At 38.9% G+C, this 23,770-nt stretch carries 28 protein-coding genes and 1 tRNA gene; 11 read left to right on the forward strand and 18 right to left on the reverse strand.

Annotated elements, in window-relative coordinates:
- Positions 1–201 precede the first annotated feature (201 nt).
- The 13 genes from CJF29_RS09685 to CJF29_RS09745 all read right to left on the reverse strand — a co-directional run bounded on the left by CJF29_RS09685 (position 202) and on the right by CJF29_RS09745 (position 6,930).
- Complete coding sequence (locus CJF29_RS09685; RefSeq protein ID WP_099147151.1) at positions 202–1,371, reverse strand: DEAD/DEAH box helicase; 1,170 nt, start codon at positions 1,369–1,371, stop codon at positions 202–204.
- Complete coding sequence (locus CJF29_RS09690; protein WP_099147150.1) at positions 1,355–1,750, reverse strand: hypothetical protein; 396 nt, start codon at positions 1,748–1,750, stop codon at positions 1,355–1,357. Before CJF29_RS09690 ends, CJF29_RS09685 begins: the two co-directional genes overlap by 17 nt.
- Complete coding sequence (locus tag CJF29_RS09695; protein ID WP_099147149.1) at positions 1,747–2,214, reverse strand: recombination protein NinG; 468 nt, start codon at positions 2,212–2,214, stop codon at positions 1,747–1,749. Before CJF29_RS09695 ends, CJF29_RS09690 begins: the two co-directional genes overlap by 4 nt.
- 222 nt (positions 2,215–2,436) lie before the next feature.
- Positions 2,437–2,652, reverse strand: coding sequence for a hypothetical protein (locus tag CJF29_RS09700; protein WP_099147148.1), 216 nt, complete (start codon positions 2,650–2,652; stop codon positions 2,437–2,439).
- A complete protein-coding gene (locus CJF29_RS09705) occupies positions 2,630–3,091 on the reverse strand; it encodes a hypothetical protein (RefSeq protein WP_099147147.1) in 462 nt (153 codons plus the stop codon). The genes CJF29_RS09700 and CJF29_RS09705 overlap by 23 nt, the downstream gene beginning before the upstream one ends.
- Before the next feature lie 3 nt (positions 3,092–3,094).
- On the reverse strand, positions 3,095–3,547 hold the full coding sequence (locus tag CJF29_RS09710) for a DUF3127 domain-containing protein (protein ID WP_099147146.1): 453 nt from the start codon (positions 3,545–3,547) through the stop codon (positions 3,095–3,097).
- 8 nt (positions 3,548–3,555) lie between these two features.
- A complete protein-coding gene (locus tag CJF29_RS09715) occupies positions 3,556–4,458 on the reverse strand; it encodes a hypothetical protein (protein ID WP_099147145.1) in 903 nt (300 codons plus the stop codon).
- A complete protein-coding gene (locus CJF29_RS09720) occupies positions 4,445–5,029 on the reverse strand; it encodes an ERF family protein (RefSeq protein WP_099147144.1) in 585 nt (194 codons plus the stop codon). The genes CJF29_RS09715 and CJF29_RS09720 overlap by 14 nt, the downstream gene beginning before the upstream one ends.
- 23 nt (positions 5,030–5,052) lie before the next feature.
- Entirely contained in the window at positions 5,053–5,280 is a 228-nt protein-coding gene (locus CJF29_RS09725) for a hypothetical protein (protein WP_055167878.1), read from the reverse strand.
- Complete coding sequence (locus CJF29_RS09730; RefSeq protein ID WP_099147143.1) at positions 5,277–5,639, reverse strand: response regulator transcription factor; 363 nt, start codon at positions 5,637–5,639, stop codon at positions 5,277–5,279. The genes CJF29_RS09725 and CJF29_RS09730 overlap by 4 nt, the downstream gene beginning before the upstream one ends.
- A 19-nt stretch (positions 5,640–5,658) precedes the next feature.
- Positions 5,659–5,853 (reverse strand): hypothetical protein, encoded by a 195-nt coding sequence (locus tag CJF29_RS09735; protein WP_099147142.1) that lies wholly within the window; start codon positions 5,851–5,853, stop codon positions 5,659–5,661.
- Positions 5,854–6,190: 337 nt separating this feature from the next.
- Positions 6,191–6,300: transfer RNA gene (locus CJF29_RS09740), tRNA-Tyr, on the reverse strand.
- Positions 6,301–6,735: 435 nt separating this feature from the next.
- Positions 6,736–6,930, reverse strand: a complete 195-nt coding sequence (locus CJF29_RS09745) for a hypothetical protein (RefSeq protein ID WP_141561028.1) — start codon at positions 6,928–6,930, stop codon at positions 6,736–6,738.
- 109 nt (positions 6,931–7,039) lie between these two features.
- On the opposite strand from CJF29_RS09745, the gene CJF29_RS09750 reads away from it, so the two are divergent.
- On the forward strand, positions 7,040–7,237 hold the full coding sequence (locus tag CJF29_RS09750) for a hypothetical protein (RefSeq protein WP_099147140.1): 198 nt from the start codon (positions 7,040–7,042) through the stop codon (positions 7,235–7,237).
- 128 nt (positions 7,238–7,365) lie between these two features.
- Here the strand turns inward: CJF29_RS09750 and CJF29_RS09755 are convergent, their stop codons facing one another.
- The 3 genes from CJF29_RS09755 to CJF29_RS09765 form a co-directional block, all read right to left on the reverse strand.
- Positions 7,366–7,623, reverse strand: a complete 258-nt coding sequence (locus CJF29_RS09755) for a hypothetical protein (RefSeq protein WP_099147139.1) — start codon at positions 7,621–7,623, stop codon at positions 7,366–7,368.
- A 356-nt stretch (positions 7,624–7,979) separates the two neighbouring features.
- Entirely contained in the window at positions 7,980–8,225 is a 246-nt protein-coding gene (locus CJF29_RS09760) for a hypothetical protein (protein WP_099147188.1), read from the reverse strand.
- A gap of 2 nt (positions 8,226–8,227) precedes the next feature.
- On the reverse strand, positions 8,228–8,560 hold the full coding sequence (locus CJF29_RS09765; protein ID WP_099147138.1) for an SH3 beta-barrel fold-containing protein: 333 nt from the start codon (positions 8,558–8,560) through the stop codon (positions 8,228–8,230).
- Positions 8,561–8,748: 188 nt separating this feature from the next.
- On the opposite strand from CJF29_RS09765, the gene CJF29_RS09770 reads away from it, so the two are divergent.
- The 3 genes from CJF29_RS09770 to CJF29_RS09780 all read left to right on the forward strand — a co-directional run bounded on the left by CJF29_RS09770 (position 8,749) and on the right by CJF29_RS09780 (position 10,474).
- Positions 8,749–9,162, forward strand: coding sequence for a hypothetical protein (locus CJF29_RS09770; protein WP_099147137.1), 414 nt, complete (start codon positions 8,749–8,751; stop codon positions 9,160–9,162).
- A 239-nt stretch (positions 9,163–9,401) separates the two neighbouring features.
- Positions 9,402–10,130: a helix-turn-helix transcriptional regulator gene (locus CJF29_RS09775; protein ID WP_255299405.1), complete on the forward strand. Its 729-nt coding sequence runs from the start codon at positions 9,402–9,404 to the stop codon at positions 10,128–10,130.
- A gap of 38 nt (positions 10,131–10,168) precedes the next feature.
- Complete coding sequence (locus CJF29_RS09780) at positions 10,169–10,474, forward strand: hypothetical protein (RefSeq protein WP_055167860.1); 306 nt, start codon at positions 10,169–10,171, stop codon at positions 10,472–10,474.
- Positions 10,475–10,895: 421 nt separating this feature from the next.
- Here the strand turns inward: CJF29_RS09780 and CJF29_RS09785 are convergent, their stop codons facing one another.
- Positions 10,896–12,104 (reverse strand): ROK family transcriptional regulator, encoded by a 1,209-nt coding sequence (locus CJF29_RS09785; RefSeq protein ID WP_009039358.1) that lies wholly within the window; start codon positions 12,102–12,104, stop codon positions 10,896–10,898.
- 237 nt (positions 12,105–12,341) lie between these two features.
- On the opposite strand from CJF29_RS09785, the gene CJF29_RS09790 reads away from it, so the two are divergent.
- The 5 genes from CJF29_RS09790 (at position 12,342) to CJF29_RS09810 (ending at position 17,602) form a co-directional block, all read left to right on the forward strand.
- Positions 12,342–12,788, forward strand: a complete 447-nt coding sequence (locus CJF29_RS09790; RefSeq protein ID WP_009039359.1) for a YhcH/YjgK/YiaL family protein — start codon at positions 12,342–12,344, stop codon at positions 12,786–12,788.
- A gap of 226 nt (positions 12,789–13,014) precedes the next feature.
- Positions 13,015–14,256 carry an MFS transporter gene (locus tag CJF29_RS09795; protein ID WP_009039360.1) on the forward strand — a complete coding sequence of 414 codons (1,242 nt, stop codon included), beginning with the start codon at positions 13,015–13,017 and terminating at the stop codon, positions 14,254–14,256.
- Between the two features lie 30 nt (positions 14,257–14,286).
- On the forward strand, positions 14,287–15,204 hold the full coding sequence (locus CJF29_RS09800; protein WP_009039361.1) for a dihydrodipicolinate synthase family protein: 918 nt from the start codon (positions 14,287–14,289) through the stop codon (positions 15,202–15,204).
- Positions 15,205–15,215: 11 nt separating this feature from the next.
- Positions 15,216–16,391 carry an AGE family epimerase/isomerase gene (locus tag CJF29_RS09805; RefSeq protein ID WP_055235426.1) on the forward strand — a complete coding sequence of 392 codons (1,176 nt, stop codon included), beginning with the start codon at positions 15,216–15,218 and terminating at the stop codon, positions 16,389–16,391.
- A gap of 50 nt (positions 16,392–16,441) precedes the next feature.
- Positions 16,442–17,602: a sialidase family protein gene (locus tag CJF29_RS09810; RefSeq protein WP_255299404.1), complete on the forward strand. Its 1,161-nt coding sequence runs from the start codon at positions 16,442–16,444 to the stop codon at positions 17,600–17,602.
- Between the two features lie 6 nt (positions 17,603–17,608).
- Here the strand turns inward: CJF29_RS09810 and tnpC are convergent, their stop codons facing one another.
- Positions 17,609–19,021 (reverse strand): IS66 family transposase, encoded by a 1,413-nt coding sequence (tnpC, locus tag CJF29_RS09815; protein ID WP_229112578.1) that lies wholly within the window; start codon positions 19,019–19,021, stop codon positions 17,609–17,611.
- Positions 19,022–19,193: 172 nt separating this feature from the next.
- Here tnpC and CJF29_RS09820 point away from each other — a divergent pair, with 172 nt between their 5' ends.
- A complete protein-coding gene (locus tag CJF29_RS09820) occupies positions 19,194–20,471 on the forward strand; it encodes a sialidase family protein (protein WP_099147240.1) in 1,278 nt (425 codons plus the stop codon).
- 11 nt (positions 20,472–20,482) lie between these two features.
- The gene (locus CJF29_RS09825) at positions 20,483–23,749 is read left to right on the forward strand and encodes a SusC/RagA family TonB-linked outer membrane protein (protein ID WP_009039365.1); all 3,267 of its coding nucleotides are present in this window, start codon (positions 20,483–20,485) and stop codon (positions 23,747–23,749) included.
- Positions 23,750–23,770: the final 21 nt, after the last annotated feature.

Raw genomic sequence — 23,770 nt, forward strand, 5'->3', positions numbered from 1 at the left:
GCTTGGATATTAGTTGATAACTATTCATATTCAAATCGCATATATACAATTCCGTATGCTGTCGGCAACGAAACGCTTATTAAACAAACTACAGTGAACTACACGGGGATTTCCCTTCGATACAGGAATAAATATTCCTCTCTTACATTTAGCACAAGTATCGGGGGGAATTACTTCTTTCTCTCTCTTCTTTGCCATGGCTTAAAATCTTATGTTAGTTAATTGTCTGCCTTTAGAATACACGGCCCATTTACCATTACCGCCATCTACAAGTCTTAAATCAGAGACTTCACCGAAACGATTGATGTTTCCGCATAAGTCAACGAACCAGCCGCACTCTTTAGATGGATGCGGACGTATGGCCCTACCTACAATCTGATAGTACATTGCTAAAGACATCGTAGGACGTGCCATGACAATAGTATCAAGTTCGGGGTAGTCGAATCCACAAACCAGCACCCCAACATTGGCTACTACCGGTATTTCACCTGCTTTGAAACGTTTAAGTATCATCTCACGGGTAGACTTTGGCGTATCACCGGAAACGATAGCACATCCTGGTATCGACATCGTAAGCCGTTCAGCTTCTTTTAAGAATCGGGTGAATACCAATATACCCTTCCGTTTACCGCCTTGTATTGGATTCATCAGCCTTTGGACTATATGAACCAAATAACTGTAAAAGTCGATTCGTTGATATTCTCGTTGAACTGATTTATCAGTATAGTCTGCACCGGTGGTATTTACTTTCAAATTCAATTCGTTCCATCCCATAGGATTCATTGGGTAGTAATTCAACTTAGAAAGAAAACCCATATCCAATAAAGTAGATACCTGTACGTGGTAGATAACTTCTTTGAAAATAGCCGGACGGGTCCGGGTGATGAACTTCAGCATAGAACCAAAATCCTGACTGGATGAAAGTCTATAAGGTGTAGCTGTTAATCCAAGAACCTTGCATTTCAATATAGAAAGAAAGTCTTTGTACATTCCTTCCTTTGGATTCACTAAGTGGCACTCATCTATTATCACGTTCTTGAAGTGTGCAAATAGTTCGGGATGTCCTTTTACGCTGCCGATGGTGGCAAAGGTTATCCGGCTTATCTCTTTTGAGTTGAAAGAGGCTGAATAGATGGAGCAGTCAAGCACACCGTATGAACATAGCTTTTTGAAGTTTTGCTCTAAAATTTCTTTCGAGGGCTGAAAGACTAAGGTGTGTCCGTCTAACCGATTGGCGATGTCTGCAATGATTAGTGATTTCCCTGATCCGGTAGGCAACACCATGATAGCATTACTTTTCTTTGCCTTATTGTTGAAGAAAGAAACGGCTGAATCAGAGGCTTTCTGTTGGTAATCACGTAGTTTGTACATTGTCTGCTCTTCTTTCTGTAACGGTTCTGATTCTTCCGAGTTTCATTATCTCATCGCACATCCAAGTATATCCACAGAAACCTTTAGATTTCCGCATTATTTTTTTAGATTCGCTTGGTGTAACATATCTGACTTCCACATTTGCTACCCATCCATCGCCAAAATCATAATAGAAGTTTCCTTCTTTTAGATTTGAATAGATTGGCTTTCCACGTCTAAATGCAACCTGCGAATAGGCATATAAATTTCCTTCTCCAGTCCATTTACCATTCCATGAATTGTTTTTGGGCATAGTGAGGATAAATAAAGCTACTGTTTTATTTTCTTTTTTTATCGGTGTGAGTTTATACTCAACTCCTTCAATGATAGTGGATTTCATATTCCTTTCTCCTTTCGTAGTTTTTTACTGAGCGCTTTGTAATACTTGATTAGCTGTTCATATTCAAAGTCAGCAAACTTTCGGCTGATACCCTGCTTTGCTTCAAGTAGAATAACCCTCTGCTCGCCATACTTAGCAACCAACCCTTTTCGGTAGTTCTGAATATTTCCTTCCATGAAGCGATTACAGTGTCTACACTGGGCGTTGCAGTTCATTTCATCGAAACGGGTGTTCATGTGTTGGCGGTTGATGTAATGGCCGTTATCCGCTTGCTCAAAGGGCTTTATCTGACCGCATGAGATACATTTGAAATATCCATTCGGCATTGCATCACGAAGCCGAATATATAAGCTGAAAACTTTGTCGAGCTTGACTTTTAAATCCGGCTTCTTTTTGATTGTTACCCCTGCTTTATCAAACAGGGGTAAAGGCTTCTCTTTCTTTTTCTTATATCTGTATTGCATAATAAATATAGTTTCCAATTAAAAGCCCCGGAGAATACGCTCCGGGGCACAACCATTATTTACTAACCATTGCCATTTATGTGTGGCTCACATTTATGTGGATAGGCGGGGATTCCAACCCCGATGCGCCTGTATGCGCTGGCTCTATGTCTACCTATCCGTGTTTGCCTACTCTATCTTCACAGATTAAGTAGGCTATCATGTCTAACTTTAAACGGATTATCATTGTCTTAATTTATAAATTAGTTCATCTTTCATTCTCAAAATATTAGCTATCCCCCTCATCCTAGATTGAGCAGCTAGATACATCTGTTTGTATTTACTTGCTTCCATCAAAGCCCGTTCGTACTCTGCCGTCTTTTCATCGGCAAACCTGCCTATGCTGTCACGCTTGTAAACCTTTGGAGGCTTAACCTCATTCCCGAATAAGTCGTTCATAGCTAATAAATTCTTTGTTACGTTCGATTTCCTGCTGAGCGTAAATCAGCATTTGATGTTCATTCGCAGCCGGCAGATAGATACCTGCCTGTGCCGCACTCCAATTGCGGAAGCGGTCAATACTCAATGTCATTTCGCCCGTTGTCAATTCAGCAGAACTACGCAAGCAGGTTACTTCCTTCCCTTTCTTATTAACCGCCTTTCTCTCAAACAAATCACGGTTGCAAGTCCTTTTGTAGAAGTCAATTTTAGCTTCGTCAAGACTGCAACCGTATTCACTACCGAAATACCCTAAAAGAAGATGTAAATAGCTGTTTTGGGCAAGCGTGCGGTTAGGTAACTTCTTTTTTACTTCTACTACCGCACGTTCTTTGAACAACTTATTTACATACTCCTTGAACTTGGGTACTTGGTATTCATTCTTCAAGTCGAACAACATACTTTAAAAAGGAAGTTGGTCGTCCTTTTCATTACCATTCGCATCAACAGGAGGTGGAAAATCCTGCGATTGTTGATAAGTCGGTTGTGGTACTGGTTGTTGCACTGGTGCACTCTGTGGGGATTGTGATACACCGCCACGTCCTTCTATTTTATAGCATCGAATAGATGCCATACGTTTAAGTTCTCCGTCTTGATTCGTCCAAGAACGTCCCTGTAAGACAAATGATACAGTCACTACATCATCATTTTTATAGCGGTCAAGTTCTGCACATTTGTCACCCGAAAACTCCAAAGGAATAACATTCTCATACTCGCTACGCTCACCTGTATAAGGGTCATATGTGGTTGCATCAAGAATAAACTCTCGTTTGGTAAATGGATTTCCTCCATTCTTGGATAGTATTTGGACGGTCTGACTGATTTCGATTATCCGTCCGGTTATTTGATTTGCCATAATGAATATTATATTACTTTTAATGTTACGCTACCAACTATCGGAGATTCTTTCAAATATTTGTTATAAACTCCCGGATAGTCTTTCTCGAATTTTTCTTTATCGAATGATTTTCGAATGCTATCCTTTTTACGGATAAATTGTATTGAATCACTCTTCCAATTATAGACTCCGGATTTCACCATCTCTTTCATTACTCCATCCGTAAGTTCCTTCTTCTTGTCTGCCCAATATTTCGCTTGTTTTTCTATTTCAATTATGGATAGTTCCATTTCTTGATAATGAGATGGTAAAGTAATATTGGATATGGGTAGGGCGTAGGGGTTAACGAACTGGATGCCATTCATATCACAAGTCAAAAGCGATTTTATAACATCAGAAGGGATTCGTTCTACATCTATCAATTCAGCGATAGAGCCTCGCAACCAGATAGCAAACAATCTATCAACTTTTGCGCCTGGATTCTGCAATTCAAAGAGATAAGCATAAATAGATAATTGCCAACGCACATACTCCTTATCCAATTTATATGTGGTTTTAATATCACCCAAGTGAAAGGTATCTTCATTTTCTCGATAAACCTTATCTATTGAACTTGCATAATGTTCATTGTCGGATACAAGGTATTCACTATCTTCAATAATCAATCCATTAAGTTGTATTAAGTTGAGATAGTTCTTCGCTTCTTCACAATCAGGAATAACCCCTAATGAATCGGCTATTTCACAACATTCATGTATATAAGAACCTTTTTCTGCTGCGTTATCAATCCGATATTGAGGAATCCCTTTTAACTTATCGGGAAATAATTGCCTTTCAATTATCCCTGTAATTCCTGAGAGAAACACACCGTTCAGTATATAGGTGTGTTTCTCTTGGTTGAATACAACTTGCGATTTATTGAGCTGCATTGTTTAATTCTTTTTTCTTAGTGGATAATGCGTTCATAAAATCTTTGTTCCCCTGCAAACTGTTATAGCTATTAAATATCTGCGTTAGTGTCTGCACACTTTGCGCGCCTTTAACTTCTTGCAGAGCCATTGCCAGATAATCCGTTTCTTCCGGTGTAATTGAGTCTGGGTCTTTTGATTCTTCTGTAGGGATGAGAAACATTTGCAACAGTGAATACTTTAAAGCAATACTCATTGCCTTATTCATTCCTTTATCACCTGAATCCATCGCTTCTCCTACGTTAGTGGTTTCTACAAAAGAACCATCAGTAGTCATATAGCGGAACTTTATCATCGCACGGGTGAATGTATTAGTACCACCGCTTTTCGTTGGTCTATTTTCAGTGGTGAAATTCTGTACTTCTTGAAGGATGAACACATCATTTTTTGAGAATAACTCATGAAGTTCATTCATAACGTTATCAATGCCACGGAATTTAAAACCTTGTTGCTGGTTTTTTTCCGACTTTGTTATAGCCTTTGTTTCTTTTAGAATACTGGCTATCTTAGTGTATATAAGTTGGTCACTCATAATCGTAAAATTTAAAGGGTTAATTATATTCTTTGTTCTTTAGAATCAATAGCATAGAGAAGTACATCACAAGCATTGATTGCATAAGGAGACATTTTCGTGGTTCCGGTCTTTTCTGCCCGTATTTTCTTTTCTGCTATCAGCTTTTCAAGTCTATAACGACCGCCTACAAACTCTTTTGCTTGCTCTTTATTGAGAGACACTCTGCTACCTATTCGATAGAGAGTGTTTAATTTTGCTTCTGCATTCATTCTAACCTCCTTACTCTTTCAATAGTTTCAACTCTTGTTCTTCGTGCCCTTCTCATATCACTCTGTTCGTGATAAAGTGAAAAAGAAAAAAGGCATAAAAAACAGCAAGCAACCGCAGAACGAGCAATAAGAGAGAAGTCCATAGTAAATTTCATTCCTGTCATTCGTTCATAAAACATTGTCGCCAGCTCTCTTCCGTTTCTAATTCGAAGAATTCTGAAAGCCTCTTGCAGTTGGTTATTTATCGTGCTCAACGCCCTGCATTTCATCGAAGCTATTTCCTTCTTCTCATACCCCTGTGCGTACATTCGTGCTGTAACCTCACATTCAGGTGTAAGTTCTGTTAATACTCTTTCCATAATCGTGTAAGTTGATTGGTTACGATGTTCTGGTAACTATAACAATGCCTTTTTCTTTGAATGATTCAGACTTCCATTTCTTGCCTTCATTGTAATGTTTGGCGTTCAAAAGGGATACATTGTTACGAATTGTCTCTAATGAAGATATTGGCAACTTGATTGTTGCTCCTTTCTTCATAGTTTTCATTTTTTCTTTGTTACTTACTTTTTCCATAAGCTGTTTTTTTAATTAGTGATTGTGGATAAGCCTCGATTCGAACGAGGATGAGCTTTACTGCTAATAAGAGAGAGTCCCGGCATACGTTCCGTGCGTCTTCCAATTCCGCCACTTATCCATGTTTGCCACACTAGCGCTCTAATGTGGACTTTGATATTCTTGTTCTTTTATTGATAAACATTCACTCTCACGAGCTACTTTGTTCCCGGATACCGAACCAACGGACACCGGGATAGATGCAGAACATTTAAAAATCAAATAAATACAGGGGCTTAAACCCTACGACGTCCTTTTCGCCGGCATCATTGGTTAAACATAAAAGAAAAATTATCTGTGGAGAATCCCGGATTCGAACCAGGATTTGCTGCACTACAATTCTACCCATCTACGGTGGCGTGCATTTCCACCTCCGGTTAGAGCGTTTACCAATTTCGCCACTTCTCCATTTTAAAAGGTGCACTATCTTCGCAGACCGTACACCTGTACAACACAAACACAAAATAAAACACGATAAAAACTACTATATTTTTCAGAATCCGCCCGGCTGGTTTCCCTTACTCACAGTACTGACTTATTGCAGGAACCTTATGCCGGATTATCGGTCTACCTTTTTGCGGATTTCTATTCAAGTTTGTTCTATTTTACGCTAATCCTTGCAACTTTTTCAAAGATTTGCAAGTTTCTTTACTCGAGTACGATCCTATTCATGTAATTCCGTATAGGCTATTCTGACAAAGGCGAAAGTCCCAATACATATAATACCCATTATAACAATAGACATTAATTTCATCGGACTATATGTCGTTATTGCCCCGTATAGCATACCAATAGCACACAAAGCTAAAAGTATAGATAAAACGAACTGAATTAATTTCATATTCAATCCTCCTTTTCGATTTTAAACCCTTTGTTTTCGAGATAACTAATTATAGTATCTTCGCTTATCTGATTTAGAACTTCTGTTTCGTCCATTTCAGAAACTAAACTAGATGTATCGAAATAATCAACACAATCAGATGCATTCACTAGCGATAATAAGCTATCAGCATCTACTTTTGAATAATAATGTGACATAATCGTATAATTTAAAAGTTTGTTCCCCTGAACCAATTCGATTGGCAACATCACGTTATAATCAGGGGATTTTCTTAACTTTGAGGTGTCTAACTAAAAATTAAGAAATATGAAACAGTTTATTGAAGTAAATCTTAAAAATGGAGGTGTAACATTAGTTAATGTAAACACTATTAGTTTTTTGAGTGCATTAAACAGCGGCAAGGTGCAAATTATCCTTACTTCACCATCTTCAAATGGCTCTCATTTCATAGAAACGAGTGAAACATACGAAGAAATAAAAACTAAGATTCAGGAAGCCCTTTAATCCATTTATAGATTTGGTTGGCGGTATAATATACACAATCATAATGTGTGTTTGTCTTTACCGCCAATCTTACACACCATTTACGCAACCTTATATCGTTGCGCCTTTTAATATACTGAACTATTCTTTTAATCATCTTTTTTCTCTTTATTGGTTGGATATAACTTCTCGCTCCACTCTCTTATAGTCCTATTTACATAGTGGACTACACTATCATCCGGCAAGTCAGATACTAAAATATTCGGCATATCTTTACCTGCTTCAGCATTAATGATTGAATAAAACAGAAATTTGTATGCTTGCTTATATTGGATAAGCTCATCTTTCAATTTACAGATAGTATTTACATCTGTATTGGTAAATCTTCTTTTTCGCCTATGTTTCATAATAATATGTTTTAGTTAGTGCCCGTGCTCTCATCGAAGAGAAGAACTCTTATCACAAGTTCGGCACGGGCTATATTACACCTGTTAGCGCAACCGTTGCCTACTCGGTAGTGCTTACTGATAAAGACATTTTCAGACTAACAGTAAATTTCATTTCAATTATATAGCCTACCACCGTTCACCGCATCCCTGCTATGGTGGCTTCTATATCTCATTATCTTTGGTTGACCTAAATAGTTTATGAATTACACTATAAAGGCTTTTACAATATGTCAAAGAGCTTAATCAATAGTGCCCGTGTAGAATATTCTCTACGTCTGCACGGGCTGTCGTGCTCGGTATAATCATGTAAGATTCTACGCGTATCTGCTTAAACCTTGAATCAGACAGAGGGCATCATAATCCATGTCGTTATCTTCGTCTGTATCCGGTCCTGAAAGGATGGCTTCATAGGTATCAATTTCTTCTTCGATAACTTCTATGATGTCAGCCTTGCAATCTACATTGTAAACTCTACGGGCTGTTTCTTCATCCATATTCTGAACATTGTCCAGGTCTCTGTATAAGGCATTCAAGCCTTGTTCTAATTCGTATCGTGTCATAATCATGCAATTTTTATAAGGTTAAACTTCTTGAATGAGCGCCATCCGCCAACTTCGGTATCCCAATAATTGAAGAGGTCATTATTCTTTCGAGAACCGGTACCTTTTATTTTATCATGAATTTCTTCTTCTTTCATCGTGCCAAAGGCTTGACGTACTTCGCCTGAAACTTTCTGATAAAAGAACTGAACCGTTCTTTTCTTCATCTCTTTAGCTAACTTGTAAACTTGCCATGCTTTTTTTAAGCAATCTGCAAAATTTTCACCTGTCACTTTAAAGAATCGCCATGCCATTGACATAACCTCTTTCATCTGATTTTTAAATGTTGTGCTCATAATCGTGTATTTTAATATGTATGTACTATTTTCTTATATCAACCTTTTTTCTATCTTTGTATCGTGATTGAATGATTGATGATGCAAATATACAGAATAATTCTGTATTTGAAATGAAATATACAGATATATTCTGTATTTAAACATTGTTTAACTATTGAGGTGATTTATACCTTATTATAATACACGTGAAAAGTAAAAGGCAACTAGAATGTACTGTCAAGGTTCTCGATTATCTAATCGAATACGGGAAGATAGATGACAAAAAGGCAAGAGAACTTGCTGGCGACTATTGGAATGCCATCAGGCGGGATTTATCAGAAAACGCCCATGTGCAATATGGAGAATATGGAGCGTCGTCTCCATTCCCAAAGACAATGCTTGCTTATAAAGCCGTGTGCAAAGACGAAATAGAAAGAATAGAAAAAGAAGAATATGATAGGGAATTAGATAATAAGAGTAAACACGCTGCTATTAAAGCTAATAGGATAGCAAAATGTGCCATTATAATATCCGTATTAGCTGCAACAGGATTGCCGCAATACTTATTGAAATGGCTATATAAGATATTTTTAGAGCTTGTTTGCTTATTAAATAATTGAGTTTTGCTCTATTTTTGTTGAGCATTTCATTAATTATTTTTCTGTCGTTTTCAGGGTCTGTTAGTTCAAGCCCGCCATCTTCTGTTTCTTGTATCATGATAATAAAGTAAAGCGACCAACTTCAAAGTTGCGGTTTGAAGTGAAGTAGCCTATATAGTCCCTTACGGGAACAGTTAAACAATTTAGTTGAAATCACCCGCAACTTGATTTCGGCACAAAAATACAGAATAATTCTGAATATGGATAAAGATAAAGCTATAAAAGTTTTTAATGAATTACTTAAAGAATTAAGAATGAATCCTAAACAGCTTTCTGATTCATTAGGGAAAGAACGCCCTCAGTGGGCTTATGACATTCTAAATGAAAACAAGAATGTAGGAATAAGTAAAAATGCAGCAAAACTAATCTGTAGTAAATATCCGCAAATAAATGAATCTTGGCTTCTTACCGGTGAAGGAGAGATGCTTATTGGAGAAAATACAGCAAGTCAAGATAAAACGTCAGAACAAGCTGAATCATCTGCAAACACATCACAAGAAACAGACGAGCAGCCTAAAGTAAACTTCACTATCGGAGTCCCTTATTATAACATTGATTTTATTTGTGGCTTTGATTTAGTCTTAAATGACCAGACAACAAAGCCTGAATACCTTATTGATTTCAGGAAATATAATGATGCCACCTGCTGGTGTAATGTCACAGGGCACTCAATGGAACCGGAAATCAATCATGGGGATATTATAGCACTAAAAAAAATAGAAGATCCATCATTTTTGCCACTCGGAGAAGTATATGCTATCGTCACAACAAACGATATGCGTACTATTAAACGTTTGGGAAAAGGAGACGACAAAGAGCATTATAACCTCATTCCTACCAATAAATCACCGGAATATGGAGTACAAGAAATTCCTAAAAAAATGATACGTACTATATTTCAAGTTCTTGGATGTATGAAAAGGCTGTAATTCAATGAATTAAAAAACAAACTAAATAAATAGACATAATGAAAAAGATTTTATTATTAATGATGGCTATTCTATTAGTATCATTATCGTCTTGTGATGAAAGTGTATCGAATGGTAGAAGAATATACAAAGCGTATTTTAAACATATATTAAAGGACCCTGACTCTTTTACGGTATATGACGAGAAATATACTAAAGATGGAGAATATACAGTGAATTGGGAATTAGATTACGGGGCAAAGAATTCGTATGGCGGAATGGTAAGAGAGCAAGTTTCATTCACTACAATTGGAAATTCCATCTTTATAGATGGAACTAGCTATGATGTAAGGGACTTTAAATAGGATTCAAATTTTATTAGTCAACTTTATAAAATATATTATTAACATTTCAATTCTACCTTAAAAATAGCAATTGTATAGTAGATTGTTTTTTGAAAAGCTTAGAAAAGAGTAGTTAATATATTAGTAGTCAGTATAATAATAGAGCCGCTACACGGGACTTCGTAACGCGTAGGTCGCCAGTTCAAGTCTGGCTAGCGGCTCTCTAATTAGAACGCTGATTATTTGACTAATAATCAGCGTTTTGTTTTTCTATAGAATCTCTTTCGTATGAGTGTGGTATCTTTTTTACATGGAATTTATGTGAAATATAAAAAACGAAATTTATGTTGAGTCGCATTATTGTTTTAGTCGTCGCAGGAGTTGTCGTGGTCTATATTGTTCGTTTTATAGATAACTTTTTCTCTCAGCGCAGAAGATAAATTCAACTTTCAAACATCCGGCTGCGTGCCAACATACAAGCGCCAATGATACCGGCTTTGTCTTTCAGCTTGGATGTCGCAATGGCTGAATCTTTATTGACTAGATTTAGCGAGTACTTGCGTACTGCTGTTTTTATCGGCTGGGTGATATAGTCGTCAGTCAAAGATAGGGTTCCGCCTATGATTACCAGTTCAGGATTGAATATATTAATTAGCCCTGCAATTTGTTTTCCCAGTTTTTGTCCGATCTCTTCTACAATTTCAATGCAGAGTGGGTCTTCCTTGTTTACGGTAGCTATAATTTCATCCAAAGTAAGAGGATTTTCTTTGGCTAAAATCCGGTTGGATAGGACAGAACTTTCTCCTTTCTGGATGCGTTCTATTAATATTCGATGAAGAGCTGAACCTGATGCTTCCGTTTCCAAGCATCCTTTTTTACCACAGTGGCAGATGATTTCATTGTCAAATACATTTGTATGCCCGAATTCTCCGGAAAAACCGGACTTTCCGGTATATATTTTCCCATCAATGATAATACCTATGCCTAATCCCCAACTGACGTTTACAAAAATAATGTCTTTTTCCCCTTTTACGCATCCTTTCATATATTCCCCGTAAGTCATAGCGCGTGTATCGTTGTCTATTGTTACCCGGAATCCGATTTTTTCAGTTAATACTTCCGCCAAGGGTCTCTCTTCAAAATTAAATTGGCTGAAGCTATATCCAGATTCTGGGTTGACTCTGCCGGACACATTTATATTGATATTTAATATTTTATCATTATCTATATCTGCTTTCTTTATAAATTGCAGAATAAGTTTGCATAACTCTTCCAGTGCTTGTGAAGTGTTTTCTGATTTAAAAGGGATATTCATTTTTAATTCTACCATATCGCCTTTGAAATTAATCAGTCCTATATTAATGGCAAACTTTTTAATATCTACTCCTATAAAATAACCGGATTCGGGATTTAGTCCATATAAGCTGGGGTAGCGTCCTCCGCTCGTCTCCAATTTGCCATAATCGTTTATATATCCTTCTTCGCACATTTCACTAATGAATTTTGTGACAGTCGGGACACTGAGATCCAGTTCTTTTGCTAAATCTGTAATAGTAGAACTACCATTATATATATAATGTGTAATAATCTTCTTTTTGAGAAGAGCGTTCTTGGTTCCTGCTTCTATTTCTTTCAGTAAATGTTGTTTCATCTTAGTCCTTCTTTATTGTTTGAGGCAAAGATAATAAATTTATTTATTAATGGAGATTTGTTTGATTTGAATTTAGTAGATGCTTTATTTATCCCTCTTTCTGAATATTGTATTAAAATGAATAATATATAAATCAAGAATCTATATATTTAATAATTTTATTAATAACGTCTGTTATATTAAATATTTCTTTTATATTTGCCCTTCTATTATTTAATTATAAATGAAAGGAAAAATATGATCGTATCTAATCTGCAAAACAGTCAGCGTATCGAAGGGCTCCACCCTTTGTTCAAGCCCTTGTTTGACTATGTGAAAACCCATGATTTGCTTCATACGGATTTGGGGCGTATTGAGATTGATGGTGAGAATTTGTTTATCAATAATGTAAATCTGGAATGTGTATCTCCTGATAAGCAAGTTTTAGAATTACATCATGACTATATTGATGTGCATATCTTGTTGGAAGGTGCGGAAACAATTGGTTGGAAAGCCTTGGAGGACTTACAAAAAGAGGTTAAGGCATATTCTAAAGAGGACGAGTGCGCCTTATATTCAGATACTCCGACTACTTATGTTAATCTGCTTCCGGGGCAATTTGTAATAGTGTATCCGGAAGATCCCCATGCCCCGATTATTGGTCATGGCAAGATACGTAAATTGATAGCTAAAGTACGGCTATAAATTGTTATTGTTTTTATTTTGTAGTATCGAAAATAACATGGAAAAGGTGGTGTCTCTTATTAATGAGGTGCTGCCTTTTGATATATATAAAGTATTATATCTTCTTATGTGATTTATAAATAAGCAAATATATAATAAAATATTTAATTAAATATTTGGAGGAAAATAAAAATAGTATTATGTTTGCAATGATTTAATACGAGTGAAACATAAAAAATTACTTTATATGAAAAACAAAAGTATTTACCCATGGGTGGTTGTCGGTCTGCTGTGGATAGTAGCGCTACTTAATTATATGGACCGTCAGATGCTTTCTACGATGCAGGAAGCTATGAAAGTAGATATCGTAGAGTTGAACAAAGCTGAAGCTTTTGGAGCTTTAATGGCTATATTTTTATGGATATATGGTTTTATGAGTCCTGTTGCGGGAATTATCGCCGATAGGGTAAATCGTAAATGGTTGGTGGTCGGTAGTCTTTTTGTCTGGTCGGCGGTTACTTTTTTAATGGGGTATGCTCATAACTTTCACGAGCTTTACTGGTTGCGTGCTGTCATGGGAGTCAGTGAAGCGTTGTATATTCCTTCGGCTTTATCGTTGATTGCTGACTGGCATGAGGGAAAATCCCGCTCTTTAGCTGTAGGAGTTCATATGACAGGGTTGTATGTCGGGCAGGCTATCGGTGGTTTTGGGGCTACGGCTGCTGCCGCTTTTTCTTGGCAGGCTACTTTTCATTGGTTTGGCATTGTAGGTATTGCTTATTCTTTGGTACTTATATTGTTTTTGAAAGAAAATCCTATTCATAATATATCTATCAAAAAAATAGATGATGCTCCTAAAGAGAAGAAACCTTCCATTATAAGTGGGCTTTCCCTGCTGTTTACTAATTGGGCATTTTGGATTATTCTTTTCTATTTTGCGGCTCCCAGTCTTCCGGGGTGGGCAACAAAGAATTGGCTTCCGACTTTGTTTGCGGATAGCTTGAATATTCCTATGTCCGAAGCGGGACCGATATCTACTATAACAATTGCCGTGTCTTCTTTTATCGGTGTTATTTTAGGTGGAATCTTATCTGACCGTTGGGTACAAAAAAATATTCGCGGGCGTGTTTATACCGGAGCCATCGGTTTGGGGATGACTATACCGGCTCTGCTCCTGCTTGGGTTTGGACATAGTTTTGTTAGTGTGATTGGAGCGGGATTGCTCTTTGGTATTGGTTTTGGAATCTTTGACGCAAATAATATGCCTATTCTATGCCAGTTTGTATCAGCAAAACATCGTGCGACGGCTTATGGAATTATGAATATGACCGGTGTGTTTGCGGGAGCTGCCGTGACAGAAGTTCTTGGAAAGTGGACAGACGGAGGAAGTTTAGGACAGGGATTTGCAATGCTGAGTATCGTGGTAGCTGTAGCATTGGTACTTCAAATCTATTTCTTAAGACCGAAGACAGATAATATGGTAGATTAAGAATATAATAACTTTATAAAAAATAAAATGATGGAACGAATTAAAGGACTTATCGATGCACCGTTTACTCCTTTTTACGAGAATGGTGAAGTGAATTTGGAACCTATTGAAGCATATGCCAAGATGTTGGTAAAGAACGGACTTCAAGGAGTGTTTATCAATGGTTCTTCCGGTGAAGGTTATATGCTGACTGAAGAAGAACGTATGTTATTGGCAGAGCGTTGGGTTGCTGTCGCTCCCGAAGGCTTTAAAGTAATCGTGCACGTCGGTAGTTGCTGTGTAAAGGCCAGCCGTATGTTGGCTGAACATGCACAAAAAATAGGCGCATGGGGAATTGGTGCTATGGCTCCTCCTTTTCCGAAGATTGGCCGTATTGAAGAATTGGTGAAATATATTGAAGAGATAGCATCCGGTGCGCCCGAACTTCCCTTCTATTATTATCATATTCCGGCATTCAACGGTGCTTTTCTGCCAATGGTTAAATTACTGGAAGCGGTAGACGGACGTGTTCCTAACTTTGCAGGTATTAAATATACTTTTGAGAGCATGTATGAATACAACCAATGCCGTTTATATAAAAACGGAAAATATGATATGTTGCATGGACAGGATGAAACAATTCTTCCTTGTCTGGCTATGGGTGGTGCTCAGGGCGGCATCGGCGGAACAACCAATTATAATGGTAAAGAACTGGTCGGTATCATCAAAGCATGGGAGGCAGGTGATATCGAAACAGCCCGTGAACGTCAGAACTTCTCACAGGAAGTAATAAATGTGATCTGCCATTTTCGTGGGAATATTGTTGGCGGAAAACGCATAATGAAATTGATAGGACTTGATTTAGGTAAGAACCGTACTCCCTTCCAGAATATGACAGATGAAGAAGAAGTTCAGATGAAAACGGAGCTTGAGGCAATTCATTTTTTTGACCGATGCAATAAACTTTAAAAACGCATAGCATGAATACAGCAGAATATTTGAATAAGTGGGCCATATCCTATAAAGACGATATAATAAATAATATTATGCCGTTCTGGATGAAGTACGGGCTGGATAAAGAACATGGAGGGGTGTATACATGCGTTAATCGGGATGGTAGTTTGATGGATACAACGAAATCTGTCTGGTTTCAGGGACGTTTCGGGTTTATAGCTGCATATGCATATAATAATATAGAGAAAAATCCCCAATGGTTGGCAGCATCCAAGAGTTGTATTGATTTCATCGAAGCGCATTGCTTTGATACGGATGGACATATGTTCTTTGAAGTCACAGAAGATGGAGTCCCGTTACGTAAGCGCCGTTATGTGTTTTCAGAAGGTTTTGCGGCAATAGCAATGGCTGAATATTCATTGGCAACCGGTGAAAAGGAATATGCTGAGAAAGCATTGGAAATCTTCAAGCGTACACAGCATTTCCTGGATACTCCGGGAATGCTTGAACCTAAATATTTGCCGGCTATGTCTTCAAGAGGGCATTCTATAACGATGATCTTGATTAATACAGCTTCTCGCATCCGGATGGTTATTGACGATCCTGTATTGACGGAGCAGATAGATGCTTCGATTGCCGCATTGCGTAAATATTTTATCCATCCGGAGTTTAAGGCTTTACTTGAAATGGTAGGACCTAATGGTGAATTTATTGACACGTGTAACGGACGTGTCATAAATCCGGGCCACTGTATTGAAACCGCTTGGTTCATTATGGAAGAAGCTAAATATCGCAATTGGGATAAGGATTTACTGCAATTGGCTCTTCAGATTCTCGACTGGTCTTGGGAATGGGGATGGGATAAAGAGTTTGGTGGCATAATCAATTTCCGTGATTGCCGTAATCTTCCGGCTCAGGACTATTCTCAGGATATGAAATTCTGGTGGCCGCAAACAGAGACTATTATTGCCACTTTATATGCCTATCAGGCTACGGGGGATGAGAAATATATTCAGATGCATAAGCAAATCAGTGACTGGACGTATACTCATTTTCCCGATAAGGAATATGGAGAATGGTATGGTTATCTTCACCGTGATGGTACTGTGGCACAACCAGCTAAGGGAAATCTCTTTAAAGGTCCTTTCCATATACCTCGCATGATGATTCGTAGTTACATGCTTTGCAAGGAGCTTTTGTGAAGTAATATGTAACTCTTCTGATAAAATCTAAAACTATTACTATGTGTATTATGAAAAACATATTATTTGCGGGACTTATGCTTTTCTTTTCTTGTATGAAAGGAGAAGCGCAGTCCGGTGCAAAAAAAAAATTCCCGGAGTTTCCTAAATATACTGTGTTTTCAGCAGGAGATGATAATGTGAATAGTTATCGTATTCCATCATTGTTGACAGCGAAAGACGGCTCTTTACTTGTGTTTTGTGAAGCACGTAGAGAAAGTTGGAAGGATAAAAGCCGTACAGATATAGTAGTGAAACGTAGTACAGATAATGGGCGGACATGGTCAGCTATGCAAGATTTGACTCAGGGAACCACTGGCGCTTATATGGATCCGACTCCTCTTTTAGATTCAGCTACCGGTAGAATTTTTCTTTTTACCACTTTTTGGCCGGCAGATGATCACACAGGTACCAAAAATCGGGCAATTTTGCTGACTTCAGATGACAATGGTTGTACATGGGCTGCTCCCGTTGATGTGACTGGTACATTAATGCCGAAAGGAAGTCGTATTTATGGTTTTGGACCGGGAGCAGGTTTGCAAATGGTGGGTGAAAAATATAGAGGAAGACTGATTTTACCGGCTCGTGTATCTGAAGTCACTGGTGAGAAAGCCCATGATGTAGCTATTTATTCCGATAATCATGGTAAAACATGGAAGATGGGTGGCAATGGTGATAATGATGATGAATTTCAGATTGCAGAGTCACCTGCCGGAGTTTTGGTTTATAATGCTCGTGTTCCCAAAGCGCGAATGGTGTCATTCAGTGTAGATGGGGGAGAGACATGGAGCAAGGCTGTAAAGGAACTTGCTTTGCCTGGTGTATCTAAAGGATGTCAGGCAAGTGTATTGGGAAAAGGTAAAACGCTTTATTTCTCTGGGATACAAGGAATACCGGAGACATCCGAATATGATGAACGTGCAAAACTTACTTTATATAAAAGTGAGGATGGTGGAAGAAAATGGGATAATGGGTTACTGTTATATGATAAGGCTGCCGGATATAGCTGTATGTCTTTCTTACCGGACGGACGAATGGCTATAATCTTTGAAACAGCAGATACTCAATCATTTACTCGTAAATCATTACCTAATACGAAACCTCTTAAGCGTCCGGATGACTGGATGAAGTTGGATTTAATTTGTAACTACTCAGGTATAAAGTCATATTGATACTTCTCACTGTTCAAGAACAGCAAGAATAGCCTTGTATTTAGAATTTCCGTTTTTCTTAGCGGTTTCAGCAACGGAGTGGACGTTCATAAAAGTGTTAGCCCCTTTTTCTGTACGAAAACATCCGCTGACTTTTTGCTTTACCTTTATTTTTCGAATACCTCTTTCGCTGGCATTATTATCATAAGGAACATCTGGGTTTTGCAGGAAGGTAAAAAGATAATCCTTACATTTGAAGAGACCATTTTTGAACTTCTGGAAATCCTCATGCAGATGTGCTACGCTTTCATTTAGCAATCGGTCCAATCTGTCTTTTATAGTGGTTATTGGTATTACTTCAAAGCTTGTAGTCTTACGGATGTGTATCGCCTCTCTAAGAAGTGTACTCACTTTTTTAGACCAGTTCTGCTTAGGGTCAAGTTCAGTAAGGTATTGAATGTTCCTTAACAGATGTGCAATGCATACCTGATGATTCTTTACTTCCATATTGAAATAGCTACCATGTCGATCTGTGACTAATACAGCATTGGGCAATCCATCAGGAAAATGGTTGTTTATAGCCTTCATTCCTCTGGACTTGTCTTGGTATACATAGGTTAACTGATCCGTTTGGAATATCCATGCCCAATTAAGTGCACTATTGACATATAGTCCCGTTTCATCAGCGCCAACAACTGTGGATTCGGCTATGCGCCTGCGAATTTGGTCACAAACAGTTTTTGATTTAGTCCCTATTTTAGTAAGCATGTTCCGCACTGTACCTTGACTAATAGACAAAGAGAAAATTTCTTTGAGTATTTCACAGATACGTTCAAATGAAACACATTGAACATGGCTAAGAAAAGACACCAGAGACTGAATAGTCTTGCCGTATGAAATCCGTTTACTACATTCTTTGGGGAGCGGGCATTTATTAATGTGGCCGCAAGAACAAGTCACATCAAAAGAGCGATGTTCTTTTACTTGGGGACGGGGTAAAGGTATATCAACCACTTGGGAGACTCCGCTACAAATAGACTCAGCCCCAGTCAAAGAACTGCCGCAACATTCACAATAGTCAGATTTATGTTCTTCGATAAAATCAGGAGAAGTGCTCGTTTCTAAAGTAGAGCCGGGATGACCAAATTGACCACCGTTCTTACGGTCTGACTTCTTGCGCAAAGACTGTGTCCGACGGAGGACTTTGGCAGGAAGCGATTCTTGGGAAGGAGGAATACTACTATTATGACTATCCTTATCAGGTCCTTCATATTTGGATAAACGTTTCTTTAATACATGAATCTCTTTATCCTTCTGATCAATAATACGATAAAGACGGCTAATATCAGCACCTTGCTCAGATATAGTTTGCTCCATCGAAGAGAATTTCTCGTTCATCTCCGATAAGAACTTAGATATGTCTGTTACCTGCTCAATCATTGAATGCAAAAGTAATATCTAGGGGATAATAGAGAAAGGGGATTGGCATAAAGTTATCAGATACATTTCAACAGGTAAGAGAGTTTGGATTACTTTTTCAATTTTCAGGAAAAGATACCTGAGTAGTTACTTTAATTTTAGTGCCTGTTATTAATCTTTAATTTTTTTATTTATGAAGAATATATTTAATGTGTTTTGTTATATTCTGAGTTTGTTTGCTATTATTGCCTGCTCGGATGATAATGTTAATGACTTTAGTCCGGTGCCTTATCCAGATGAAGTTGTGGATCCAAATCCAGATCCCGACCCTGATCCTGACTCGAAACCGATATGGGAGATAACTTCTCCAACAATTACCGTATTCAATTCAAAAGCAAGTAATGACATTTCATATCGTGTTCCTGCCATCGCGGTTACAAAGAAAGGCAGCATACTCGTTTTTTGTGAAGCTCGCTATGGAACTTGGCAAGATAAAGCTGGGCGGACGGATATTCTGATGAAGCGTAGTACCGATAAAGGGGTAACATGGACTGAAAAGAATTTAACCAGTCAAGCTACTTCATCAAAGTTGTCATATATGGACCCGACTGTTGTCGTCGACCAAGTTACGGGGAAAATCTTTTTGTTTACCTCTTTGTGGGATGCTGTAGGCAAGGAGTCTGCCAAACAAGGCTATAATAATAGAGCTATCATGTACACTTCGGAAGATGATGGATTAAATTGGACAAGAAAAGATCTCACAGACGAGGTGGAAATTGGAATTTTTAGCGGTGCGACAAGAATGATTGGTAGCTTCGGTCCCGGTTCCGGTGTGCAAATGACATCAAGTGAGCAATATAAGAATCGTTTGATTGTCCCTATACGCACTTTCAAAGTGAATGAAGCTGCTGGGACCGTTTCAAATGGCGGGAATACAGCTATGTGGTCGGATGATAACGGGGTGACATGGGAAACCGGGCAACCTAATAAGTCTGGTGAATGGACGGTAACGGAAGCTCCTGATGGTGCATTAATTGGAAATATCCGTTATAATGGACACCGTCAAAACTATGTAAGTACAGATGGTGGAGCCAAATGGCCTTCTTTTTCTGATTATGCTCCGACAGCACTACCAACTCCAGCCCAAGGCTGTGCGGGAAGTGTTATCGTAAAGGATGGCTGGATGTATTACTGTGGGGCGAAAGGGATTACCGAGACAACAGCTCATGATGATCGTGGTATACTATATTTGGCCAGAGCTAAATTCTTTGGTGGTCATTCGCATACATTTGAGCCGGCAGATCATATGGTGCTTTATGATAAAGCGGCAGGATACACATGTATGGCACTTCTGCCTGATGGTGATATGGCTATTGTTGCCGAACTCGGTAATGAACCGGGATTCCAAAAACTATCAACTCGTCCGGCCGGATGGATGAGATTGGAATTATTTATATTATCTACTAAATAACCTCTTTTAATATGAGAAAAATACATTTAAAGTATTGCCGGGAAGTAATATTCGTGGTAGTGGCCATGCTTTGCTCCATTGGCAGCATATATGCACAAGTCGAGCAAACGGTAAGTGGCGTTGTGAAAGATGTTGCTGGAGAGCCTTTGATTGGTGTCTCCGTATTGGAAGTGGGCACATCAAATGGTGCTATTACAGATTTGGATGGAAAATATACGTTAACATTGACAAAGAGTAAATCAGTTCTTGCTTTTTCATACATAGGTTATGTTCAACAGAATATTCACGTGGATGGACGTAAGAATATTACGGTAGTGATGAAAGATGATGCCATAGGTTTGCAGGAAGTCATTGTCACAGGTTATGGTAAAACCGTAACTAAAGATAAGCTGACTGCGGCTATATCCAAAGTTTCTTCCGAAGTTTTGGAGAAAGGTGTACGCTCCAATCCGTTGACTGCTTTGGCGGGTACGGTTACTGGTGTACGTGTTACGCAGACTTCCGGTCAGCCGGGAGCAGGGCCCTCCATTCAGGTACGTGCAGGTGCTTCTTTGAACGGTTCCGGTAGTCCGTTGTATATTATTGACGGTGTGCAGAAAGACGATATGAACGACATCAACAGTAACGATATTGAATCTATTGAGGTTTTGAAGGATGCTGCTGCGACAGCACTTTATGGTGCACGTGCCAATAATGGTGTAGTTCTAGTGACCACAAAAAGCGGTCATGTGGGGAAAACAACCGTAACATTGAACGTAAATATCGGTAAAGGTTTTGCCCGCGACAACTACGATTTTATGAATGCCCGCGATTATCTGTATTGGGAACGTATGGCGGCAAAGCGTAGCGGAGACGACATGAATCTTGTGAACGGATGGGGTACAGGAAATGACATCACTGCCGACGGAAATAAAAGCAGCAACGGTATCTATAGTACCTCTATTCTGACAGATAAGAATAAATATCTTTTGGATTATGGTTGGCAATCGATGAAAGATCCGGCATCAGACAATTATCTATTGTTCAAGGAAACTGATTTTATGAAGTTGAACACGCAGGATGCCTGGACGCAGGATTATAATGTCTCTTTCTCCGGTGGAAACGACAAAGGCAAATACTACTCAAGTATCGGGTATTATGATGAAACAGGTTTTCCATTGGAGTCGGGATACCAACGTCTGTCTTTCAACCTGAACGGTGAATATAAGATCAAGAGCTGGCTGAAAGCTTCCGGTTTCGTGAATTTCTCACGTTCGGAAACCAATCCTAACTACATGAGCGACGCTAATTTCTGGAGCGTGGTAGCTGCTGCTCCCCCGACCTTTAAAGGAGCTAATTTGGACGGAACGGTTATCACACTACTCAATAATACTCAAAATGCCAATTGGAATGAGATGAAGAACTACTACTATCGCAGAAATACGGCTTACAAGACTACGCTGGGAACTTCTTTCCAAGTGGATTTGATGAAAGGACTGAGCTTGAAACTGAGCGGTATGTGGTATCTTTGGATGAAGGAAACTGAATCTTTTGATAAAGAGTTACCTACCGCTCCCGGTAAGTTGAATTCTAACCGCAAAGCTTCTGCTACTTATGCGCGCAAACTGGATCAGACTTATAACGCCATTCTGAATTACAATGTCTCATTCGGTGACCATAACGTCAGTGCAGTCGGTGGTTTTGAAATGATAGACAAATACAACTACGGACTCTCGGCATCAGGTCAGGGAGCTACTTCCGATGATTTTATCGGATTGCAGTTCACTGCCCCGTTGGACGCAAACGGAAAATCCACCCGTAACATGTCTACCACTCACACACAGGAGCGCATCATGTCCGGTTTCCTGAATGCTACCTACGACTATAAGAGCAAGTATCTTTTTTCTTTCTCCGGACGTTACGACGGTTACTCCAAACTGGTGGACAACCGCTGGGGATTTTTCCCCGGTGTCAGTGCCGCATGGAACGTATATCGTGAGGAATTCATGGAGAAATATCTGGATATATTTTCCAACATGAAAGTACGTATGGGATATGGGCAGAATGGTAACGTGAATGGTATCGGACTGTACGAACTACAAGGTAGTTATGGAACAGCCGGTAACTACAACGGCATCTACGGCCTGTTGATTGACGATATTGCATATCCCGGACTGCGTTGGGAGAAAACCACCTCTTTTGATACTGCCATAGAATTAGGACTGTTTAATAAAGTAGATTTGACAGTAGGTTATTTCAACAAGAAAACTACCGATTTGATTGCCAATGTACCTTTGGCTTCTTCATCCGGCGTAGGCTCAATGACGACAAACAACGGCGCTGTGCGTAGTCAGGGTATGGAGCTTGAAGTCAATTACCGTATTTTTGACCGTAAGGACTTTAAGTGGAATATAGGTGCCAACATTACTTTTGTGAAATCCAAAATCCTGCAATTACCTGATAATGGTAATGAGAACAACCGTCAAGGCGGAACGGAAGTTTACAAAGGCAAAGGTAGTAATGAAACCGTTTGGAAAGGTGGAATACAGGAAGGACAGTCTTACGGTGATATTTACGGATTCAAAATGATGGGTGTTGTGCGTGACGAAGCCGATTTGGCAAACTATGCTTATTACGTAGATAAGATTCCCTCTAAACCGGTATATGGTCCGGCAGCTTATGCACAATTGACGGTTGAGCAGCAGAAAAATGCGCAGCAGTTAGCTCCGGGTGATGCTGTCTGGTACGATGTGAATGGTGACGGAACTATCGACACGTATGATCAGGTGAAGCTTGGTAATGAAATTCCAAAATGGATGGGTGGTTTCAATACATCCGTTACGTGGAAAGGGCTGACCTTGTTTGCCCGATTCGACTATGCGTTGGGATACAAGAAGTGGAATAGCGGTTATCAATATTTCATGGGTATCACTTCCGGTCACTTCAATGTTCCGGATTTGGCTAAAAAGACATGGACGGAAGATAATCCGGGTGCGGAACTTCCGGTATTGATGACTAACGACACTAACTTTAAAAAGAACTATACCCGCAACACTTCATTGTTTTGGGAAGATGCTTCTTACCTGTGTGCCCGTGAGATTTCCTTGAGCTACGATTTACCTTCGCAGTGGACTAAAAAAGCCCTCATGGATAAAGTGACGGTGACGCTTACCGGACAGAATTTATTCTACATAACGGACAATCGTCTCTACACTCCCGAGTATGGAACCACCAGTGGCGACAAGGGCGGATATGCTTTACCTAAGACAGTTCTGATGGGATTAAAGGTTATGTTCTAAAATCATAAAGAAAGATGTATT

It is taken from the genome of Bacteroides celer, from assembly GCF_002632415.2.
GTDB lineage: Bacteria > Bacteroidota > Bacteroidia > Bacteroidales > Bacteroidaceae > Bacteroides.

What these genes read in the sequence shown, in the direction of transcription:
- CJF29_RS09825 (WP_009039365.1), top strand. Translation starts at nt 20,483, where the DNA reads ATGAGAAAAATACATTTAAAGTATTGCCGGGAAGTAATATTCGTGGTA.
- CJF29_RS09690 (WP_099147150.1), bottom strand. Translation starts at nt 1,750, where the DNA reads ATGAAATCCACTATCATTGAAGGAGTTGAGTATAAACTCACACCGATA.
- CJF29_RS09795 (WP_009039360.1), top strand. Translation starts at nt 13,015, where the DNA reads ATGAAAAACAAAAGTATTTACCCATGGGTGGTTGTCGGTCTGCTGTGG.
- CJF29_RS09765 (WP_099147138.1), bottom strand. Translation starts at nt 8,560, where the DNA reads ATGAGCACAACATTTAAAAATCAGATGAAAGAGGTTATGTCAATGGCA.
- CJF29_RS09715 (WP_099147145.1), bottom strand. Translation starts at nt 4,458, where the DNA reads ATGCAGCTCAATAAATCGCAAGTTGTATTCAACCAAGAGAAACACACC.
- CJF29_RS09780 (WP_055167860.1), top strand. Translation starts at nt 10,169, where the DNA reads ATGAAAAAGATTTTATTATTAATGATGGCTATTCTATTAGTATCATTA.
- CJF29_RS09750 (WP_099147140.1), top strand. Translation starts at nt 7,040, where the DNA reads ATGAAACAGTTTATTGAAGTAAATCTTAAAAATGGAGGTGTAACATTA.
- CJF29_RS09820 (WP_099147240.1), top strand. Translation starts at nt 19,194, where the DNA reads ATGAAGAATATATTTAATGTGTTTTGTTATATTCTGAGTTTGTTTGCT.
- CJF29_RS09700 (WP_099147148.1), bottom strand. Translation starts at nt 2,652, where the DNA reads ATGAACGACTTATTCGGGAATGAGGTTAAGCCTCCAAAGGTTTACAAG.
- CJF29_RS09790 (WP_009039359.1), top strand. Translation starts at nt 12,342, where the DNA reads ATGATCGTATCTAATCTGCAAAACAGTCAGCGTATCGAAGGGCTCCAC.
- CJF29_RS09755 (WP_099147139.1), bottom strand. Translation starts at nt 7,623, where the DNA reads ATGAAACATAGGCGAAAAAGAAGATTTACCAATACAGATGTAAATACT.
- CJF29_RS09810 (WP_255299404.1), top strand. Translation starts at nt 16,442, where the DNA reads ATGAAAAACATATTATTTGCGGGACTTATGCTTTTCTTTTCTTGTATG.
- CJF29_RS09710 (WP_099147146.1), bottom strand. Translation starts at nt 3,547, where the DNA reads ATGGCAAATCAAATAACCGGACGGATAATCGAAATCAGTCAGACCGTC.
- CJF29_RS09735 (WP_099147142.1), bottom strand. Translation starts at nt 5,853, where the DNA reads ATGGAAAAAGTAAGTAACAAAGAAAAAATGAAAACTATGAAGAAAGGA.
- tnpC (WP_229112578.1), bottom strand. Translation starts at nt 19,021, where the DNA reads ATGATTGAGCAGGTAACAGACATATCTAAGTTCTTATCGGAGATGAAC.
- CJF29_RS09730 (WP_099147143.1), bottom strand. Translation starts at nt 5,639, where the DNA reads ATGGAAAGAGTATTAACAGAACTTACACCTGAATGTGAGGTTACAGCA.
- CJF29_RS09760 (WP_099147188.1), bottom strand. Translation starts at nt 8,225, where the DNA reads ATGACACGATACGAATTAGAACAAGGCTTGAATGCCTTATACAGAGAC.
- CJF29_RS09805 (WP_055235426.1), top strand. Translation starts at nt 15,216, where the DNA reads ATGAATACAGCAGAATATTTGAATAAGTGGGCCATATCCTATAAAGAC.
- CJF29_RS09745 (WP_141561028.1), bottom strand. Translation starts at nt 6,930, where the DNA reads ATGTCACATTATTATTCAAAAGTAGATGCTGATAGCTTATTATCGCTA.
- CJF29_RS09685 (WP_099147151.1), bottom strand. Translation starts at nt 1,371, where the DNA reads ATGTACAAACTACGTGATTACCAACAGAAAGCCTCTGATTCAGCCGTT.
- CJF29_RS09725 (WP_055167878.1), bottom strand. Translation starts at nt 5,280, where the DNA reads ATGAATGCAGAAGCAAAATTAAACACTCTCTATCGAATAGGTAGCAGA.
- CJF29_RS09775 (WP_255299405.1), top strand. Translation starts at nt 9,402, where the DNA reads ATGGATAAAGATAAAGCTATAAAAGTTTTTAATGAATTACTTAAAGAA.
- CJF29_RS09720 (WP_099147144.1), bottom strand. Translation starts at nt 5,029, where the DNA reads ATGAGTGACCAACTTATATACACTAAGATAGCCAGTATTCTAAAAGAA.
- CJF29_RS09695 (WP_099147149.1), bottom strand. Translation starts at nt 2,214, where the DNA reads ATGCAATACAGATATAAGAAAAAGAAAGAGAAGCCTTTACCCCTGTTT.
- CJF29_RS09800 (WP_009039361.1), top strand. Translation starts at nt 14,287, where the DNA reads ATGGAACGAATTAAAGGACTTATCGATGCACCGTTTACTCCTTTTTAC.
- CJF29_RS09785 (WP_009039358.1), bottom strand. Translation starts at nt 12,104, where the DNA reads ATGAAACAACATTTACTGAAAGAAATAGAAGCAGGAACCAAGAACGCT.
- CJF29_RS09705 (WP_099147147.1), bottom strand. Translation starts at nt 3,091, where the DNA reads ATGTTGTTCGACTTGAAGAATGAATACCAAGTACCCAAGTTCAAGGAG.